Below are 16,370 nucleotides of genomic sequence, written 5' to 3'. Positions count from 1 at the left end.
CCCGTCAGAAGAGGCTCAGCAGCGCCTCCGCCGGGTCCGCGAGGCCTGTCCCGCCGTCGGGGAGGGGGAGTTCGAACCAGACCGTCTTGCCGCGGGGGGTGCGGCGGGACCCCCAGGCAGCGGAGAGCAGGCCGACGAGCTGGAGGCCCCGGCCGCCCTCGTCGGTGTCGCGGGCGCGGCGGCGGCGCGGCTGGACCAGGCCGGCGTCCCACACCTCGCACACCAGGGTGCGGTCGAGCAGCAGCCGGAGTCTGATCTCGCCCTCGCCGTAGCGGAGCGCGTTCGTGACGAGTTCGCTGACGAGGAGTTCCGTGGTGTCGACGAGCGGTTCCATGCCCCAGCCGAGCAGCTGCCCGCGGGCGTACTCGCGGGCCCGGCCGACGCTGCGCGGTTCGCGCGGCAGTGTCCAGTCGCCGACGGAGTCGGCGGGCAGGCCCTGCACGCGGGCCATCAGCAGCGCGATGTCGTCCTCGCCGTGGTGGGTGTCGAGGGTGGTGAGGACGTGGTCGCAGACGTCCTCCAGGGGGCTCGTGGGGTCCGTCAGGGCTCCCACGAAGGCCTGGAGGCCCTCGTCGAGGGGGTGGTCGCGTGATTCGACGAGTCCGTCCGTGTAGAGGGCGAGGAGCGCGCCCTCGGGGAGTTCGACCTCGACCTCCTCGAAGGGCTCCCCGCCGACGCCGAGCGGCATGCCCGGCGGCACGTCGAGCATCAGCGCGGGCTCGCCGGGTTCGACCAGCACGGGCGGCAGGTGGCCCGCGTTGGCGAAGGTGCACCTGCGGGTCACCGAGTCGTACACGGCGTAGACGCAGGTCGCGAGGTACACCTCGGACAGGTCGGCCTCGCGGGGCCGGCGGGCGGCGCGGGTGGCCTGCTGGACGCCACCGGGGGTGCCGAGGCCGCGCGCGATCTCGTCCAGCGCGGAGAGGACTTCCGCCGGTTCGAGGTCGAGGAGGGCGAGGGTCCGTACGGCGGTGCGGAGTTCACCCATCGCGACCGCCGCGCGCAGCCCGCGCCCCATCACGTCGCCGACCACCAACGCCGTACGGTGTCCGGGCAGTTCGATGACGTCGAACCAGTCGCCGCCGACCTCGCTGGGGCGGCCGGAAGCGACGCTGCCGGGCAGATAGCGGCAGGCGATGTCCAGGCCGGAGGCGACCGGGTCGCCCGGCGGCAGCAGCGACCGCTGGAGCATCAACGCCCGTTCGTGCTCACGCCGGTACAGCCGCGCGTTGTCGATACAGACGGCCGCCCGCGCCGCCAGCTCCACCGCGAGGTCCCGGTCCCGGTCCCCGAACGGCTCGCTGCCCTTCGTCCGCGAGAACTGGACCAGCCCCACGACCGTGTCGTGCGCGACCATCGGAACGGCGAGGGTGGACTGCACCAGGCCGCCCTCCTCGCCGGGGATGGTCACCGGGCGCGCGGTGCGCAGGGCGTCCGCGCAGGGGGAGTTGAACGGGAAGTGGTGGACCGCGCCGACGGCGACGGCCGCACCGCTGCCGGGGAACGGCGCGTCGGACACGGCGGACGAGAAGGCGACCCGGCGGAGTTCGGCGCTGCCGTCGGCGAGGCCGGTCGGGGTCTCGTCGCCGGCCAGCAGCCCCTGGTAGAGGTCGACGGTGGCCAGGTCGCAGAACCCGGGCACGACGACGTCGAGGAGTTCGCGCGCGGTCGTCTCCAGGTCGAGGGAGTTCCCTATGCGGGCGCCCGCCTCGTTCAGCAGGGCGAGGTTGCGCCGCGCGGCGGCGGCCTCACGGGCGGCGGCACGGCGGGCGGTGACGTCGGTGCCGAGCCAGGCGATGCCGATGGGCCGGCCCGAACCGCTGTGCACGCGGTACAGGTTGACGGACCAGTGCCGGCGTTCCTCGGAGCCCGGCACGAAGCCCGTGACGTGCATGTCCGTGATGGAGTCGCCGGTCTCCAGCACCCGGCGCAGCACGGCGCTGACCCGCTCGGCCTCGGGCCTGGGCAGATAGTCCGGGACGCCCTTGCCGCGGTGGTCGTCGGGGGTGCCGCCGAAGATGGACGCGAACCGCTCGTTGGCGCGGCGGACCCGCAGCTCGGGGTCGATCAGCAGGAAGCCGAACGGGGATTGACCGAATATCGCCTGCGAGGCGGCCAGGTCGGTCTCGATGCTGCGCAGGGTACGCACGTCGACGACGATGCAGACGGCGGCCTTCTCGCCCTCCTGGGTGCGTGTCGGCATGACGTACACCTCGGCGAGGCCCTGCTCGCCGCGCGTCCCGTCCCCCGTGCCCGGGGGGGCGGGCAGCCGGAAGGGGACGACGCCGGTCCACTCTCGGCCGTCGAGGATCTCGGCCATCTTGCGCTGGCCGCGCTCGCGCCGATCGGGGTCGATGAACGCGTCGATGGGGTCCATGCCGACGGCCCGTTCGGCGGCGATGCCGAAGATCTGCTCGGCGCGCAGACTCCACTGGTCGACGAGTCCGTCGGGGCCGATCGAGAAGGAGGCGACCTTGATGTAGTCGTAGATGGAGCCGGGTGGACTGCTCTGCCACAGGGCGTCGCCGGCCGGCACCTCGCCGTCGGCAAGGGTGTGTCGGGCGTCGCCCGCGCACGCGTCCGCGGTCTCCGCCCTCGCGCCGTCCGACGGGTCCTCGGACTCCGTGGCCTTCGCTGGTATCTCGCTCACGCGAACCGTCCCCTCCAGCTCACCGCGCCCGGCACCGGTCACCGGTTGCGGCTGCCCGCAGTATCCAGCACTACGGCGCCGCACGACACGGTGTTCACGATCACAGCACGGTCCAGGCTTTTTTCGGACCGTTCCGTGACAACACTTCCAATCTTCTAACCAGCCAACACGTCGTCGAACCACACCTGGCAGCATGCTTCGCCGGACTGGTGTCCGGGTGGCCGCCGGGCGGGCCGGGGAGACGGGGATCCCGGCCTCGTCCCGCACGCCGTTCCCGGCTTCCCGAACGCCGTCCCCGGTCTCCCGAACACCGCGCGCCCGCGTACCGCCGGGCGGGCCGGGGAGGCGCGGATCCCCGGCCTCGTCCCGCACGCCGTTCCCGGCCTCCCGCACGCCGCGCCCCCGCGTGCCGTCAGCCGGGGACGGCCAGTTCGAACCACACCGTCTTGCCCGTGCCGCCGGGTCTGCTGCCCCAGCGACGCGAGGAGGAGGCGACCAGTTGCAGTCCGCGCCCGCTCTCGTCCTCGGGCCGGGCGGCGCGCTCGCGCGGCGGGTCCGGCACCGGGTCGGAGACCTCCACGAGCAGCACCTCGGGCAGTCCGACGGGCCGGAGCAGGCGGACCCCGATGGGACCGGTGGCGTGCCGCAGGGCGTTCGTCACGAGTTCACTGACCAGGAGGGCGGCGATGTCGCCGAGGCTGTCGAGGCCCCAGCGGCGCAACTGCCCCCGTACCGCGGCGCGGGCGGTGCGCACCGCGCCGGCTTCCGCGGGGAACGTCCACTCGACGCAGTCGCCCTCGCCGTCGATCACGCCGATCACTTCCCAGGCCAGCGAAGCGCACCCACGCCCTGTTTCGTGGGGTTAATGGGGACATACCCGATATTCGGCATGCAGTACCGCGCGAGACGGCGCACGGTGGCAGCGCGGGCGAGGGCGTGCGGGGAGCGCGGCTGCCGGGGCGTGAGGGCGAGGTCAGTCGTCGTCGGCCGCCGCCCGTGACGGCTCTCCCGCCCCGGTCCGCAGCCGCGCGGCCACCTTCCGTACGGCCGGGACGTCCTGGTCCAGCCAGTCGACGTCCCAGATCTCCTCGGGTGCGAGCCAGCGCAGGTCGTCGTGGTCCTGGAGGGGGGCGGGGGCGGCGGAGGCCGGCTCCAGACGGGCGGTCCACACCCGCAGCGCGTACGGCGGTCGCAGCGGCCACTCACCCGGCACGCGCTCCATGACCCGCGCGTCGACGCCGAGTTCCTCCCGCAGTTCGCGGACCAGGGCCTCCTCGGGCCGCTCCCCCGGTTCGACCTTGCCGCCGGGCAGTTCCCACCGTCCGGCGAGTTCGGGGGGTGCGCTGCGGCGTGCGGCGAGCAGGCGGTCGCCGTCGAGCAGGGCGGCTCCGACCACCACGATCCGTTCCGTCATGCGCGGGAGCCTACGGGAGCGGTCCGGGGCGTCGGTTCCCGCCCGCCGCCGCCGTGTCACCCGATGTGTTCGACCCAGTAGAGCTGCTTGTGTCCGCGGCTGTCGAGGCTGTCCGCGATCTTCTGGGCCTCGGCGCGGGTCGCGTACCGGCCGACGCGGTAGCGGTTGCCGTTGTCGTCCTGGCGTATGACGAGCCAGGGCAGCGAGACGGTGCTGTCGTTCATCACGCCCCACGCCCCCTTCTCGCCCCGGCCCGGCCGGGTGCCGTCCGCGACGCGACGCGCGTCCCGCCCTGTGAGGAAACCGCGATCCGCATATGCCCGAGCGTACGCCCAACCTTTACTGAGCGAACACGGCTTTTCACCAACAGGTACGCAACCAGCCAAGCCGCAGGGGGCGCACGGGAGCGAACGCGCCGCCTCCGCACCGCGATGCCTCCGGTCGGCGCACTCCGGGCGCCGTCCGGGCACCCTGCGGGCGACCTGCGGGAACGGGCGAAAACGACCGGATTCCGACGGCTCGCGAACAGCCTCGCGGCGGGCCGTTTCCGGGGGCAACTGCCGGGAGGGTGTGCGCCGCCACCGCACGGGTGTGCGCGGGCTCACCCCATGCGCCGCTCCCGGACCGGGGCGGACGGCCCGGTCACCTCACCGGCAGGTGGTAGGAGACGCGGTAGCGGTCGGCGGGGATGACCACGTCGGCCGTCTCGACCGGGCGGCCCGAGGCGTAGTACGTGCGCTGGACGACCAGGACGACATGGCCCGGTACGCCTCCCAGGGCGAGGAGTTCCTCCGCGAGGCCGGGGCGGGCGCCGACCTCCTCGGTGACGTTGTCCACGATGACGTCGATGGCGCGCATGCGTTCGACCACGCCCATGCCGCCGAGCGGCCCCTCCTCGGGCAGCATGACGGGCGTACGTCCGGTGACGGCGAGGGGCTCCCAGGAGGTGGAGAGCATCATCGTCTCACCGGCCTCCCGGAAGACGTACTTGGTGCACATCACGCGGTCGCCCGGCTTGATCGCCAACCGCTCGGCGACGCCCGGACCGGCCTCGGCCTGCTCACTGCCCGACTCCCAGGTGCCACGCGCCCGCGCGTCCGCCTGCTCCTGCCGGAACGGGGTCGCGCCGGTCTCCGGGCGGTACCCGGAACGGGCGATCCGGCGTGGCACGGGCTGCTCGCGCACGTACGTCCCCGAACCGGAGCGGCCCTCGACCAGGCCCTCGGCCATCAGTACCTTGCGCGCCTCCAGCGCGACGGTGTCGGAGACGCCGTACTCCTCGCGGATGCGGGCCTGGGACGGCAGGCGGGCGTGCGGTGGCAGGGAGCCGTCGACGATCTGCTTGCGGAGATCGCCCGCGACGCGCAGGTACGCAGGCTGCTCACCGAATGTCACTGGCCGCTCCCATCAGCTTGTACAGACAGCGACAGGGTGGCAACCATCAGTCGTCCCCGGCAAGCAAAGGCCAGAGAATCACTCGATGTGATGACTTATCCCGGGGAGGGGCTTTGCGCAGGGAGTTTCTCCCCGCTATGGGCGCGATCACACGTCAAGGCCGTCGTCACTTCCCCGGCTGCTCCCACCGGTGCTCCCGCCCTCACTGTCGTCCTCGTACGTGGGCGGGGTGGTGGCCAGCCCCAGAGCCTTGCGGGCGGTGACCGTCGCGGCGCCGTCGACGTGCGCGTAGGCGGTGTCGTAGTGCTCGTAGAAGGTGTCCACGTCGGCGGCGGTCGACGCCGCCGTCCAGGCCTTGCCCGCCTTGGCCATGTCCTTCACGAGGGCGGCGACGGGCTGGCGGGCACCGGTCTGCCAGGTGTGCCCGTCCAGCGCCCCGGCCTGCTCGGCGGTCGCCTCCGCGACATCGCCGGCCCAGGCCTTGTTGGCCTCCAGGTCCTCCTCGGCGTAGTCCTCCGGCTCCTCGTAGAGCGCGTCGTCGACGGCGTTCAGCGCCTTCAGGAAGGCCAGTTGGTCCGCGGTGAGCGTCGTGGCGTCGGAGCGCAGCGAGCCCGTCAGCCGGGACTGCCCGTCGGTGTGGGCGAAGACGCAGACGATCTGATGGTCGCCCCACTCCCAGCTCTCACGGGTGGGCGTGAGGTGGTAGACGTCGATCTCGTCGGTCAGCGTCCAGGTGTCCATCGTGTACCGCGTCTCGAGCGTGTAGCACTTGTCCTCGGCCTCGTCCGCCAGGTAGTCGTCGCCCGGGTAACTGCCGCCGGACAGCCGGACGGTGCCGAACACCTCGCCCTCGTGCGCACCGGCGCAGTCCACCGTGTCGACGTCGTAGACGTCCTCGTCGATGGAGTCGCCCGGCACGTCGAAGCAGTCGCCCTGGACCAGGGAGAGGCTGGAGTTGCTGCTCACGCCCTCCTTGAAGCCCTCCCAGAACGAGGACCCGCCCCCCGTGGCCAGCATCAGCACCCACAGCGCGAGTCCGAGAGAGGACAGCACGGCCCCGCCGATCGCCATGCCCGTGCCGCGCTCCCCGCGCTTCCTGATCTGCACCAGCGCGATGACGCCGAGGACCAGACCGACGGCCGGCAGGAAGCACAGCACGCCGAGGACGAGGGCGGCGATCGCGATCCCGTTGACGGGCGCGGGCCGGTTGAGGGGCATGTACCCCTGCCCCCAGACCGCGTACGGCGCCCCGGCGTACGGCCCCTGGGGTCCCTGGGGCGCCTGCGGGCCGTACGGCTGCTGCGGGTACGGGCCCGGACCCTGCGGCTGGGGAGGCCCGTACGGGTCCTGGGGCTGCTGCGGCCCGGGGGGCGGGGGTATGGACACGAGTACCGTGCTCCTGGATCAGACGGGGCGGTCGGGGCGGGCCGCACCTGGCTGCACACGGCGATGCAGAACTGACGTACGACTGGGCGCATGGTAAGCGCGGTACCCGCGGGGGCGGTATGCGCGGTACGAATACGACGATCCGGGCGGTGGGCGGGGCGGCGCCGACAACGCTCCACGCCCCCGGCCCGACCGCCGCGGCGGCCTTCGAGCACTCGGCAGCACAGTGCCGCCGCACCGGTCCCGGCGGCACCGACTGGCCGGGCGGAGCCCTGGGGCCGCCCGTCTGCGGTGTCCCGGAGCCGACTTCGGGACCGTGGTCTCCTTCGGTCAGTCCTCGATCACCGGATTGCACGGCGAGAGGAACGGATCCAGGCGCTCCTCGACCATCCCCCTGCGCATGACGCGCACCCGGAAGGCGTTGTCGGCGTTCGGGAGGTCGCCGTCGTCGGAGCGGTCGTAGAGGAGCCCCCACGAGCCGGGGAAGCGGCGCGCGATGTACGCCACCAGTTCGTCCAACTGCCCGGCCTCGTAGCCGACGTGGTTCGTGTGACCGGTGGCCGTGACGACGTCCAGCCCGTTGAAGACGTCGAGCACGACCTTGCAGCTGGGGGACCACCGGACGGCGCCGATCCGCTCACGCAGCTCCTCGACACCCGCCTTCAGGGCCTGCGAGTCGTCCTCGTAGGGGTCCTCCGAGATACCGAACCAGCCATGGAACTCGTACATGCCCTCACTCCAGCGGATTCGTATCGATCACCGGCTCGACGCCGTACCGGCGTCCGTACTCCTCGAGTTTATCGATCACCCCTGGTCCGGGCGGTCCGTCGAACTGGAAGTACGGCGTGCGGCCGCTCTGGATCGCCGCCTCGAACGTGGCTTGCGCCTGTTTGCGGAACTTCTTGTTCAGGGTGAAGTCCGCGGGCTTCGCCTGGGCCACGTACTCATCGCTGATCGCGTCGAACTCACGTCCGTCCGGGTCGTTCGCGAACCTCCTGCGGGGTTCTCCGCCGAGTTTCTCGGCCAGCTTGTCCGCGTCGGCGTCGGGTTTGTTGACCTCGAAGAGTTCACCGAGGCCTCCGTTGTCCTCGTACGGCGCGAGACCCAGCGGATCGCTGAACCGGTGCGGGTTGTGCACGTACGCCGTCGGGTTGGGCGCGGGCGCGAGACCCAGCGGGTCGGGCGTGGTGTACCGGGCCGTCCGCGGGTCGTAGTAGCGGTGGTGGTTGTAGTGCAGGCCGGTCTCCGGGTCGAAGTACTGGCCGGGGAAGCGCAGCGGTGTGTACGCGGACGCGTCGGCGTTCCACGTCGTGATGCCCCACAGCGTGGTGCGGCTCTGCCAGGCGATGCGCCCGTCCTCGTCGATCAACTCGGTGGGGGTGCCGATGAGGTCCGTCGCGATCGCGAAGAACCGCGCGTCGATCTCCTGCCGGGTGGCCGCGTCGGTGAGCCGTTCGGTCTGGGCGACCGGGGTCAGGCCCTCGTAATCCCAGCTCAGCGTGGTGTGGTGGGGCAACTCGCCGGGGATCTCCGTGGTCTGCTCCGCGAGCACGGCACCGTCCCAGACGAAGCGGGTGCGCTCGGCCACCGTCCTGCCGTCGGCCGCCATGCGCTCCTTGGCGATCCGTCGGCCGAGCGGGTCGTACCGGTAGCGCCACGCGGTGCCGTCCGGAGTCCCCACCTCCGTGAGCCGGTCCTCGGCGTCGTACGCGTAGGTCCACACGTCGCGCTTCCTCGACAGCCGGGTCTTCGAGCGGCGGACCAGCCGGCCGGCGTCGTCGTACACGTAGCGGTTGGCACCGGCCTCCGTGATCCGGGTGCCGGTGTAGGAGCGCTCGCCGCGCGCGTCGCCACCGGCGTGGCGGTCCGGCCAGGCGGCGGAGACGTTGTTGCCGCCGCTGTCGTACGCGTAGGACTCGCTCCACCGGTCGGCCGTGACGGCGGTGACCCGGCCCGTCGCGTCCAGCCCGAAGCGGCGCGGGCCGCGCAGGGCGTCGTCGACCGCGACGAGATGACCGTCCTCGCGGTACGCGTACGTCCGCAGGTTCAGGCGGTGACCGCCGCGCGCCACCTCCTGGGCGGTGAGTCTGCCCGCGGCGTCCCAGTCCGACGTCAGCGTCAGCGTCTCCCCGACGCTGCGGGTCAGTTCGCGCCCCACGGCATCACGCGTGAACACGATGTCGTGGCCCGCGACGGTCAGCGCGGCGGCACGGCCCGCGCTGTCGTGCCGGTACGTGGTGACATGGCCGCTGGGGGTGACGCGCCGGGTGCGGCGTCCTGCCTCGTCGTACCGGAACGACAGGGCGCGCCCGTCGACCAGCTCCGTCTTGACGTGGCCCCTGCGGTCGTACGCGTACGACAGCTCCGCGTCGGGACCGACGGCCCGCAGCAGCCGATCCGCGGCGTCGTACTCGTACGTCGTCACGGCACCGCCGGCGTCCTTGCGGACGACCCGGCCGAGCACGTCCCGCTCGTAACGGACGGTCGAGCCGAGCGGGTCACGGCGGGCCAGCACCCGGCCGAGCGGGTCGACGTCGTAGGCGACTGTGCGCCCGTCGAAGTCGGTCTCGGCCACGAGGTTGCCGACCGGGTCGTAGGTGTAACCCCACCGCAGGCCCAGCGGATTCCTGACCTCGGTGAGGCGCAGCTCCGTGTCGTGCGTGAACTCGTGGCGGGTGCCGTCCGGGTCGGTGCGGGCCGTGAGCAGGTCGAAGTGGGTGTACTCGAAGGTCGTGGTGCGGCCCTCGGGGTCGGTGTGGCTGAGGCAGTTGCCCTCGCCGTCGTACGTCCACGACTCCACGGCGCCGTCCGGGCCCGTGAACCGCGCGAGCCGGCCCTCGGGGGTCCACTCGAAGCGGGTGGTGCCGCCGCTCGGTCCGGTGCGCTCGGTGACCCGGCCGAAGGCGTCGCGCACGTACGATGTCGTACCGCCGTCCGGGGCCGTCTGCGTCATGAGGAGGCCCGCCGCGTTGTGGCGCAGCAGGGTCGTGGCGCCGAGCGGGTCGGTGACCGAGGTGACGTGGCCGAGCGCGTCATGGGTGTAGCGGGTGGTGCGCCCGGCGGGGTTGGTGACCGCCACCCGGTTGCCGCGTTCGTCGAACTCCTGCTTCCAGCGCAGCCCGCCCGGCTGGACCAGCTCGACCGGGCGGCCGCCCATGCCGTAGACCGCCGTCTGCACACTGCCGTCGGGGCGGGTCGTCGAGACGAGACGGCCCTCGTCGTCCCAGCGGAACTCGGTGCGCGCGCCTGCGGATCCCCCCGCTCGCGGCGGAGGGTCGGTACGGGACAGCAGTCGGTCGTCGCGGTCGTAGGCGTACCGGATCGTCGCGCCCCCGGGCCAGGTCTCGGCGACGACCTGGAGGTGGCTGTTGACCGTGTAGCGCCAGGTGTGGCCGAGGGAGTCGGTGACCGTGGTGGTGGTCAGACCGGTGTCGGGGTGCGGGTCGCTGTAGTGGAACTCCGAGCCCAGATGCCCCTCGGCACCGGTCTGAGACACGCACCTGTCCCTGCCGTCGTACACGAAGCTGTAGCTGGAGCCGTTCGTGTCGGTCCAGGCGGCGATGCGGCCTTCCGTGTCGTAGTCGAACCGGGTGGGGATGCCGGAGGACTTGGTGACCTCGGTGAGATGGCCCTCCTCGCTGTATCCGTATCCGACGATCTCGGTGTCGCCGAGACTCAGCGAGGTGATCCGGCGGTTCTCCGTGGTGAACGTGAGGCGGTAGCCACCCGAGTGGGTGAGGGCCAGCGGGGCGCCCTCCTCGTCGTACTCGGCGATGATGGTGCGCCCGTGGGGGTCGGCGATCTCGGCGAGCGGCGCGGAGCCGTCGTCTCCGGGCTCGGCGCCGGGCGGGGCGAGAAAGTGCCGGACGACGCCCGTGTCCGGGTCGGTGAGCGTGTAGGTGCCGTCGGTGTGCCGCTCCAGCGGCCAGCGCGGCCCCGCCTCGGGAAGCACCGGCGTGCCGGGGGCGGGGTGCGGATACGGGACCAGCAGGTTGTCCTCGCCGTGGAAGACGACACCGATCGGGTCGACGGTCAGGCGCTGGTCGATCGTCGACGACCAGCTTTCGCCGAACCAGCGCCCCGCCCGGTACGAGGACTCGAAGTCCCTGCGGAACAGCAGCGGCAGGCTGCCCGGCAGCAGTACGTCCTCCTGCGGCAGGAACATGCGGCCGGTCGCGAAGTCGACGGGTTCACGGCCACACCGCTTGCCGTCGACCCTGCGGACGGTCTCCCTGAGGTCCCGGGCGCGGCGCGCCTTCGCGGCGTCCGCCAAATCGTCCGTGAGCCTGACGCCCTTCACGCCGGCTCCGGCGCCACCCGTCGCGACGGTGAGGATCGCGTCCGGCACCAGCGTGCCGAGCCCCTCCGCCGGGTCCTTCATGAAGGTGTCCAGCATCTGCTTGCCGGTGCCCCAGGGGTCATTGGCGACCTGGACGAGGCCGGCGACGGTGCTGTTGAGATTGGTGGCGTACTCGGCCGGATGCGTGATGTTGTACGGGTCCAGCGGGTTGAGGCCCCGGACGAAGTTCGCGATGCCCGCGGTGCCCTTGACCGCGCCCATGGCGAAGTGGGTCTTCATCAGGTCGTACTCGTCGAGGCCGTCCTTGAGCTGTTCGCCGTAGGAAGGCTTGGGCGGGGCCGCGTCCCGGGCCGTCCGCACGGCTGCGCGGGCGGTCTCGGCGGCGGAGTTCCGCTGCCTGCGCGCCTCGGCGAGGATGTCCTGCGCCTCCTGCATCTTCGCCTTGCCGGGGTCGGAGAACTCGCCCGGCTTCGCCGGCAGGGTGGCGGGGTCACGCTTGTCGGAGGGCATCGCGTTGTACTTGTCGACGGCGCTGTTGTAGTCGTCGACCTGCTTCTTGTGCGCGTCCAGGGCGTCCGCCGACGCCTTCGTGCCCTCCTTCCACTTGTCGATCGCCGACTGCGCCTGGCCCTGCGCCCAGGTCACCGTGTCCGCGAACGACTCCAGCGCCTTCGCCGCCCCCTCGAACGCGTCCGCGCCCTTGTACCACTTGGGCGGTTCCAGTTTCACCGTCTTGCGGAACGCGTCCGCCGCCTGACCCTGCAAAGACTCCGAGTCGAGCCCTTCCAGACCGAGCCCGACGTCGTTGAACGAATCCGTGAAGTCACGCAGGTGGGACGCGGTGGTGCGCAACTTGCCCGGCGAGCCGTAGATGAGCTTGGTCTTGTCCTCGGTCTGCCCGAGATCCATCTCGTCGACCTCGGCGCCCATCCGGTTCGCCACGGAACGCGACTGCTCGCGCACCCAGTCCGCACCGGACTCCCAGCCGACGTCATCGAGCCGGTCCGCCGTCCAGTTCCCGGCGTCCTCCACCCGGTTGCCGACCCACTCGACGCCGTCCTCGACCGCGTCCTCGACGACATCCGGCGTGAGGTCGCTGACAAGATCCCCGATGCCCATACGTCAGTTACCCCCGCCGTCGGTCTGCTCCTGCTGTTGGGCCCGCTCCTCGGGCGACGGCCCGAAGGTGTCGTCGACGGCCCTGTCGAACTGTTCCTGGTCGATGCCGAAGAGGTCGTTGAGCCGCCGCGACTGCTCGCCGCCCTGTCCCTCGGTGACCAGCGCGCGCCCGGTGTCCTTCCAGGTCTGGGCCATCTCGTCACCGGCGCGGTCCCACGACTCGCCGCTCCAGTCCGGGTTCAGCGCGTCCGGTGTGAACACGTCGCCCCAGTCCTGCTGGGCGATGTCCTCCTCGGAGGCGTACGGGCTGCCGCCGGTGATCGAGTTGACGCCGAACTTCAGCGAACTCTGGACGTACTGGTCCTCCTCCCACAGCACACCCGCGGCCAGGCCGAGTTTCGCCGCGATGGCGTTGGCGTCGTGGATCAACGCGCGTACGCCCCACTCCCACCGCTCGGAGAAGTCCTCGAAGTCCACGGAGAGACCGTGGTGTCCGGCTTCCATGCCGGTCATCGCCAGTTCGGAGAAGCCCTTGCCGAGCACCGCTCCGGTGCTCGTCCCGATCTCCTTCAGCTCACCGACCGCGTTGCGAATGCCCTGGGTGAGCCGCTGCACGGTGTAGTGGTCGACACCGAGATCCTTCGCCCCGTCGCCCATCAGGCGGCACCCCCTGAGGTCGTGTCGGTCCCGTGGGTCGGGTGGGCCGCGTGGGTCGGGTGGGCCCCGTGGGTCGCTTGGGCCGCTTGGGTCGCTTGGGTCGCTTGGGTCGGCCGGGGCCCTTCGGTCGCCCGGGGCCCTTCGGTCGCCCGCGTCGTGTCGGTCGCCCGGGTCGCGTCGGTCGCCCGGGTCGCGTCGGCGAGTTCGTCCGGCGTGACGACGGCGGCGGCGTCCGGGACGATCCCCGGGGCGGGCGGGAAGAGCATGGACCCGTCGGGGTCCGCGACGTCGACGGCGATGCCCGCGGGTTCGCCCATCGCCGGAATGATCTCGTCGAGCAGCCGGGCGCCGAGCAGTTCGGCGAACTCCCAGGGCCGCGCTCCGTCCTGGTCGCTCCCCGACCCCGGCGCCCTCGAACGCGCGAACCGGGCGAGGGCCTCCTCACCGGTGAACGCGAACACCCAGCGCACACCGCCGAAGTGCCCCGTCCACAGCCCGCCGCCGTCCAGCGGCACGAGCATCCTGGCCCGCCTCAACTCCCCCAGGAGCGCCCGCGCATCCCCCGTTCCGGCCCGCCGGTCAGCAATACGTCCGGCGAGCGCAGCCCCGTCACGCAATTTCCCTGCCTCCCCGGCATCGACAACAACGAGCCTTCCCAGGACACCACGTTCCAGCCCGGTCCGACGGTTCCCGGCCACAACGCCCTACCATTCCCGGCAGGCTGAGAAAAGCCAACTCCCGTGCGGCAGCTCGTCCGGAAGCACGCCCAACCCAGCAGGAACGCCGGCCCCGTCCCGGCACGGGAAAGAGCCAGGGGCTCGACTCCGACGAGTCGAGCCCCGCTGTCCTGCGCGTGTGACGAAGGCGACGTGATGGGTCCGCTCCTACACGTTGAAGCGGAGATCGAGCAGGACCTCGATGCGTCCGGACCAGAGCGACGTGCTGACGGCACCTCGCCAGGGCCGGGCGCATCCAGGTGATGACCAGTTGGAAGGTGTCGGGATCGCGTGCCTGGAGCGGGCCGAAGAAGCCGCAGCCCGAGCGCACGCCGGTGGCGAGCTGGGTGCCCGTGACCAGCCGGCGGGCCAGCATCGACCGTTCGGTGCCGGTCAGCAGCGCCGACAGCACCATGTGCGCGACGTAGGCGGGCAGTTCACGGCCCGGGGCGGGCATCCGGTGGCCGAGGGCGAGCGCGGGCAGCGGGGCGTGTCCGTCCTGGTGCGTACCGCAGTGCTCGGTGTCCGGCGCCGGCTCGCCGAGTTGGGGCAGGGGGCGGTTGGGCGGCCGGGGATCCGGCCGAAGTACCACTGCACCAGTTCCGCCGTCCGGTCCGGGTCGAAGCCGCCGCAGACCGTCGGGACGGCGTTGGAGGGCGCGTAGTACGCCTCGTGGAAGGCCGCGCACTCGCGGATCGTGGCCCGTTCGAGGTTCCGCAGGTCGCCGTAGCCGTTGTGGCCGTTGGCGAACGACTCTTAGAGGACGCCGGGCAGGACGGTCCAGGGGAAGCCGCCGTAGGGGCGGTGGGTGACGTTGGTGAGGATCTCCTCCTTGACCACCCGCAGCTGCGTGTCGAGGTTGTCCTCGGTCAGGCGCAGCCCCGCCATCCGGTCGGACTCCAGGAACAGCAGGCGTTCCAGCGCCGCCGCGGGCGCGACTTGGTAGAAGTCGGTGTAGTCCTGGTGGGTCGATCCGCCGGCGGCTCCGCCGGACGCCTGGACGTGGGAGAAGTGCTCGCCCTGGGCGACGTGGGCGCTTCCCTGGAACATCAGGTGCTCGAAGAGGTGGGCGAAGCCGCTGCGTCCGGCGGGCTCGCCGCGGAAGCCGATCCCGTAGTGGACGGCCACCCCGGTGACCGGGGCTCCGGAGCGTGCGTCGAGCACCACCCTGAGGCCGTTGTCCAGTGTCAGGTGCCGCATGGGGCGGGACCCTCCTGTCGGTGTTCGCGGTGTCGCGGAGTTTCGCGGTTCGCGCCGTGAGGCCCGGTGCCCGCGGGGCGGGCGCCCCACGTTCCGCCGGTCCGGCGCCCTGGGGGTTCGGGGCACCGAACCGGCCGGGGTCACGCTCGTACGTGGCGGTGGGCTCAGCAGCCCTTTCCGACGGCGACACCGACGCTCATGCTGATGCCCGCGCTGCAGGCGTAGGACGACTCGACGATGGACAGGGCGACGGAGTAGCTGACCGGGCTGATCTCCGGCGCGCCGCCGTCCTGGAACGCGGCGATCTCGTCCGCGGAGGTGTACGTCGCGTAGCCGGCCATCAGGTTGTCCGCGGTGTTCACAGTGGCTCCTCTTGAGAACTGCATTCGGCGGACTGTTTCCGCCTTCGAGATAATGCCTACACGGACTTCCGGGGGTAATCCAGCGCTGGAAAATAAATGGCTCACCAATCGACCGGCGAAAATTTTGCCATAATTCTGCGGGCGTGACCCCAGGGCCTTTCTGCCTGCATGTGCGGGGCTCCCGGCGGAGCGGAATCAAATATTGCGAGAAGGGGGCGGGGCCACCTGGCCCCGCCCCCTCACACCGCTGCCGTACCCGCCGGCAGGTGCCGCCCTAGGCGGGCAGCTCGTCCACGTAACGCTTCGCCACGGGAAGCGGGACATAGGGGAATGCGTCACGGACCGTCTTCATGGCGGTCAGGTCCCCACGCTCCCTGCGGACTTCCCGGATACGCTCCTCGTCGACCTGGCTCCGGAATCCCTCGTAGGATCCGTACTGGTCCCAGAAAGCTTGTTTCCGCTTCTTCATGGTGCGGTCGCTGGCGACGCCGAGCGCTGTCGACACACCGACCGCGAGGGCACCCGATATTCCCTCGATCATGTTCCTCCCTAGATTCCGCGCATCGCGCCGTGCGGATATCAATTTACCCGTTCGTGGACCGAGACATGCCGCTGGCTGATTGCCGTGTAGGGCTGCTGGTGCCATCCGGCCCAGCGTTCGACGAGTTTCAGCCCCGACAATTCGGCCAGCAGGTCGATAGCCAGCGGGAACGCGTACCGAATGACGTGCTGGGTGGTCTCGGGCGGCCCGCCGTCCACGATGGTGTGGGTGGCGACCATGAGCTGCTGCGCGCGGTCCACCATCATGGTGTCCAGCATGACGCGATCTGGACGATCTCCAGCCTGACCTTGTTCTGCGCGGTGTCGTGCAGGGGCAGGTTCCGCAAGCCCGTCGCGCGGGCAGCCCGGATACGGTCCTCGACCCGAGCCCGCAGCCGGTGACGGAGCTCGAGTTTGCCACTCGCAAGACGGAGCGCCATCACCCCCGCCGCGTGAACGAAGGCGGACACGGGGCACGAGCAACTGCTGGCCGCAGGCCAGGCTCTGGACAGCACACGCCCCAGCACGGGCACCCCCACCCCCTGCCCAGCTCGAATCCAGCACGGTAGGGATGAGCAGGGGTGATGACAGGTGACGACAGGTCAGGAAATCCAGCACCTATCCAGCACGG

15 protein-coding genes and 2 pseudogenes are annotated in these 16,370 nt (G+C 71.5%); 1 reads left to right on the top strand and 16 read right to left on the bottom strand.

Translation table 11 applies throughout. The features are described from left to right. Positions 1–4: 4 nt before the first annotated feature. From ACFYO5_RS19185 to ACFYO5_RS19140, 10 genes and pseudogenes are all read right to left on the bottom strand, one after another. On the bottom strand, positions 5–2,650 hold the full coding sequence (locus ACFYO5_RS19185; RefSeq protein ID WP_388709959.1) for a SpoIIE family protein phosphatase: 2,646 nt from the start codon (positions 2,648–2,650) through the stop codon (positions 5–7). Positions 2,651–3,062: 412 nt separating this feature from the next. Then, the gene (locus ACFYO5_RS19180) at positions 3,063–3,470 is read right to left on the bottom strand and encodes an ATP-binding protein (RefSeq protein WP_356566131.1); all 408 of its coding nucleotides are present in this window, start codon (positions 3,468–3,470) and stop codon (positions 3,063–3,065) included. A gap of 153 nt (positions 3,471–3,623) precedes the next feature. Next, positions 3,624–4,064: a (deoxy)nucleoside triphosphate pyrophosphohydrolase gene (locus tag ACFYO5_RS19175; RefSeq protein WP_356566129.1), complete on the bottom strand. Its 441-nt coding sequence runs from the start codon at positions 4,062–4,064 to the stop codon at positions 3,624–3,626. A 56-nt stretch (positions 4,065–4,120) separates the two neighbouring features. Continuing rightward, positions 4,121–4,288 (bottom strand): SPOR domain-containing protein, encoded by a 168-nt coding sequence (locus tag ACFYO5_RS19170; protein WP_356566127.1) that lies wholly within the window; start codon positions 4,286–4,288, stop codon positions 4,121–4,123. A gap of 418 nt (positions 4,289–4,706) precedes the next feature. Beyond that, on the bottom strand, positions 4,707–5,459 hold the full coding sequence (locus ACFYO5_RS19165) for a GntR family transcriptional regulator (protein ID WP_356566125.1): 753 nt from the start codon (positions 5,457–5,459) through the stop codon (positions 4,707–4,709). A 147-nt stretch (positions 5,460–5,606) separates the two neighbouring features. Further along, entirely contained in the window at positions 5,607–6,845 is a 1,239-nt protein-coding gene (locus tag ACFYO5_RS19160) for a DUF4190 domain-containing protein (RefSeq protein ID WP_388709956.1), read from the bottom strand. A gap of 330 nt (positions 6,846–7,175) precedes the next feature. Next, positions 7,176–7,574: an Imm7 family immunity protein gene (locus ACFYO5_RS19155; protein ID WP_388709954.1), complete on the bottom strand. Its 399-nt coding sequence runs from the start codon at positions 7,572–7,574 to the stop codon at positions 7,176–7,178. Positions 7,575–7,578: 4 nt separating this feature from the next. After that, positions 7,579–12,264, bottom strand: a complete 4,686-nt coding sequence (locus ACFYO5_RS19150; protein WP_388709952.1) for a putative T7SS-secreted protein — start codon at positions 12,262–12,264, stop codon at positions 7,579–7,581. A gap of 3 nt (positions 12,265–12,267) precedes the next feature. Further along, positions 12,268–12,924, bottom strand: a complete 657-nt coding sequence (locus ACFYO5_RS19145; protein WP_356566401.1) for a hypothetical protein — start codon at positions 12,922–12,924, stop codon at positions 12,268–12,270. A gap of 215 nt (positions 12,925–13,139) precedes the next feature. Next, positions 13,140–13,538 (bottom strand): annotated as a pseudogene (locus ACFYO5_RS19140) (hypothetical protein); the annotation flags it as partial. Positions 13,539–13,900: 362 nt separating this feature from the next. Between ACFYO5_RS19140 and ACFYO5_RS19135 the strand changes: the two are divergent. Further along, positions 13,901–14,065, top strand: a complete 165-nt coding sequence (locus ACFYO5_RS19135; protein WP_388709950.1) for a hypothetical protein — start codon at positions 13,901–13,903, stop codon at positions 14,063–14,065. On the opposite strand, the gene ACFYO5_RS19130 is transcribed toward ACFYO5_RS19135, so the two are convergent. From ACFYO5_RS19130 to ACFYO5_RS19105, 6 genes and pseudogenes are all read right to left on the bottom strand, one after another. Next, entirely contained in the window at positions 14,031–14,333 is a 303-nt protein-coding gene (locus tag ACFYO5_RS19130) for an insulinase family protein (RefSeq protein ID WP_388710427.1), read from the bottom strand. The genes ACFYO5_RS19135 and ACFYO5_RS19130 overlap by 35 nt on opposite strands. A 60-nt stretch (positions 14,334–14,393) precedes the next feature. Next, positions 14,394–14,837, bottom strand: a complete 444-nt coding sequence (locus ACFYO5_RS19125; RefSeq protein ID WP_388709948.1) for a M16 family metallopeptidase — start codon at positions 14,835–14,837, stop codon at positions 14,394–14,396. A gap of 164 nt (positions 14,838–15,001) precedes the next feature. Then, on the bottom strand, positions 15,002–15,199 hold the full coding sequence (locus ACFYO5_RS19120; protein ID WP_388709946.1) for an LxmA leader domain family RiPP: 198 nt from the start codon (positions 15,197–15,199) through the stop codon (positions 15,002–15,004). Between the two features lie 274 nt (positions 15,200–15,473). Then, on the bottom strand, positions 15,474–15,740 hold the full coding sequence (locus ACFYO5_RS19115; RefSeq protein ID WP_388709944.1) for a hypothetical protein: 267 nt from the start codon (positions 15,738–15,740) through the stop codon (positions 15,474–15,476). Positions 15,741–15,778: 38 nt separating this feature from the next. Beyond that, positions 15,779–16,018: a hypothetical protein gene (locus tag ACFYO5_RS19110; protein WP_388709942.1), complete on the bottom strand. Its 240-nt coding sequence runs from the start codon at positions 16,016–16,018 to the stop codon at positions 15,779–15,781. After that, positions 16,006–16,155 (bottom strand): annotated as a pseudogene (locus ACFYO5_RS19105) (IS1380 family transposase); the annotation flags it as partial. The gene ACFYO5_RS19110 and the pseudogene ACFYO5_RS19105, both read right to left, overlap by 13 nt. Between the last annotated feature and the right edge of the window lie 215 nt (positions 16,156–16,370).

This window comes from Streptomyces sp. NPDC006259, assembly GCF_042870975.1.
In the GTDB taxonomy this organism is placed as follows: Bacteria; Actinomycetota; Actinomycetes; order Streptomycetales; family Streptomycetaceae; genus Streptomyces.
The sequence above is the reverse complement of the archived record's forward strand: the minus strand, read 5'-3'. Positions and strand labels throughout refer to the sequence as shown.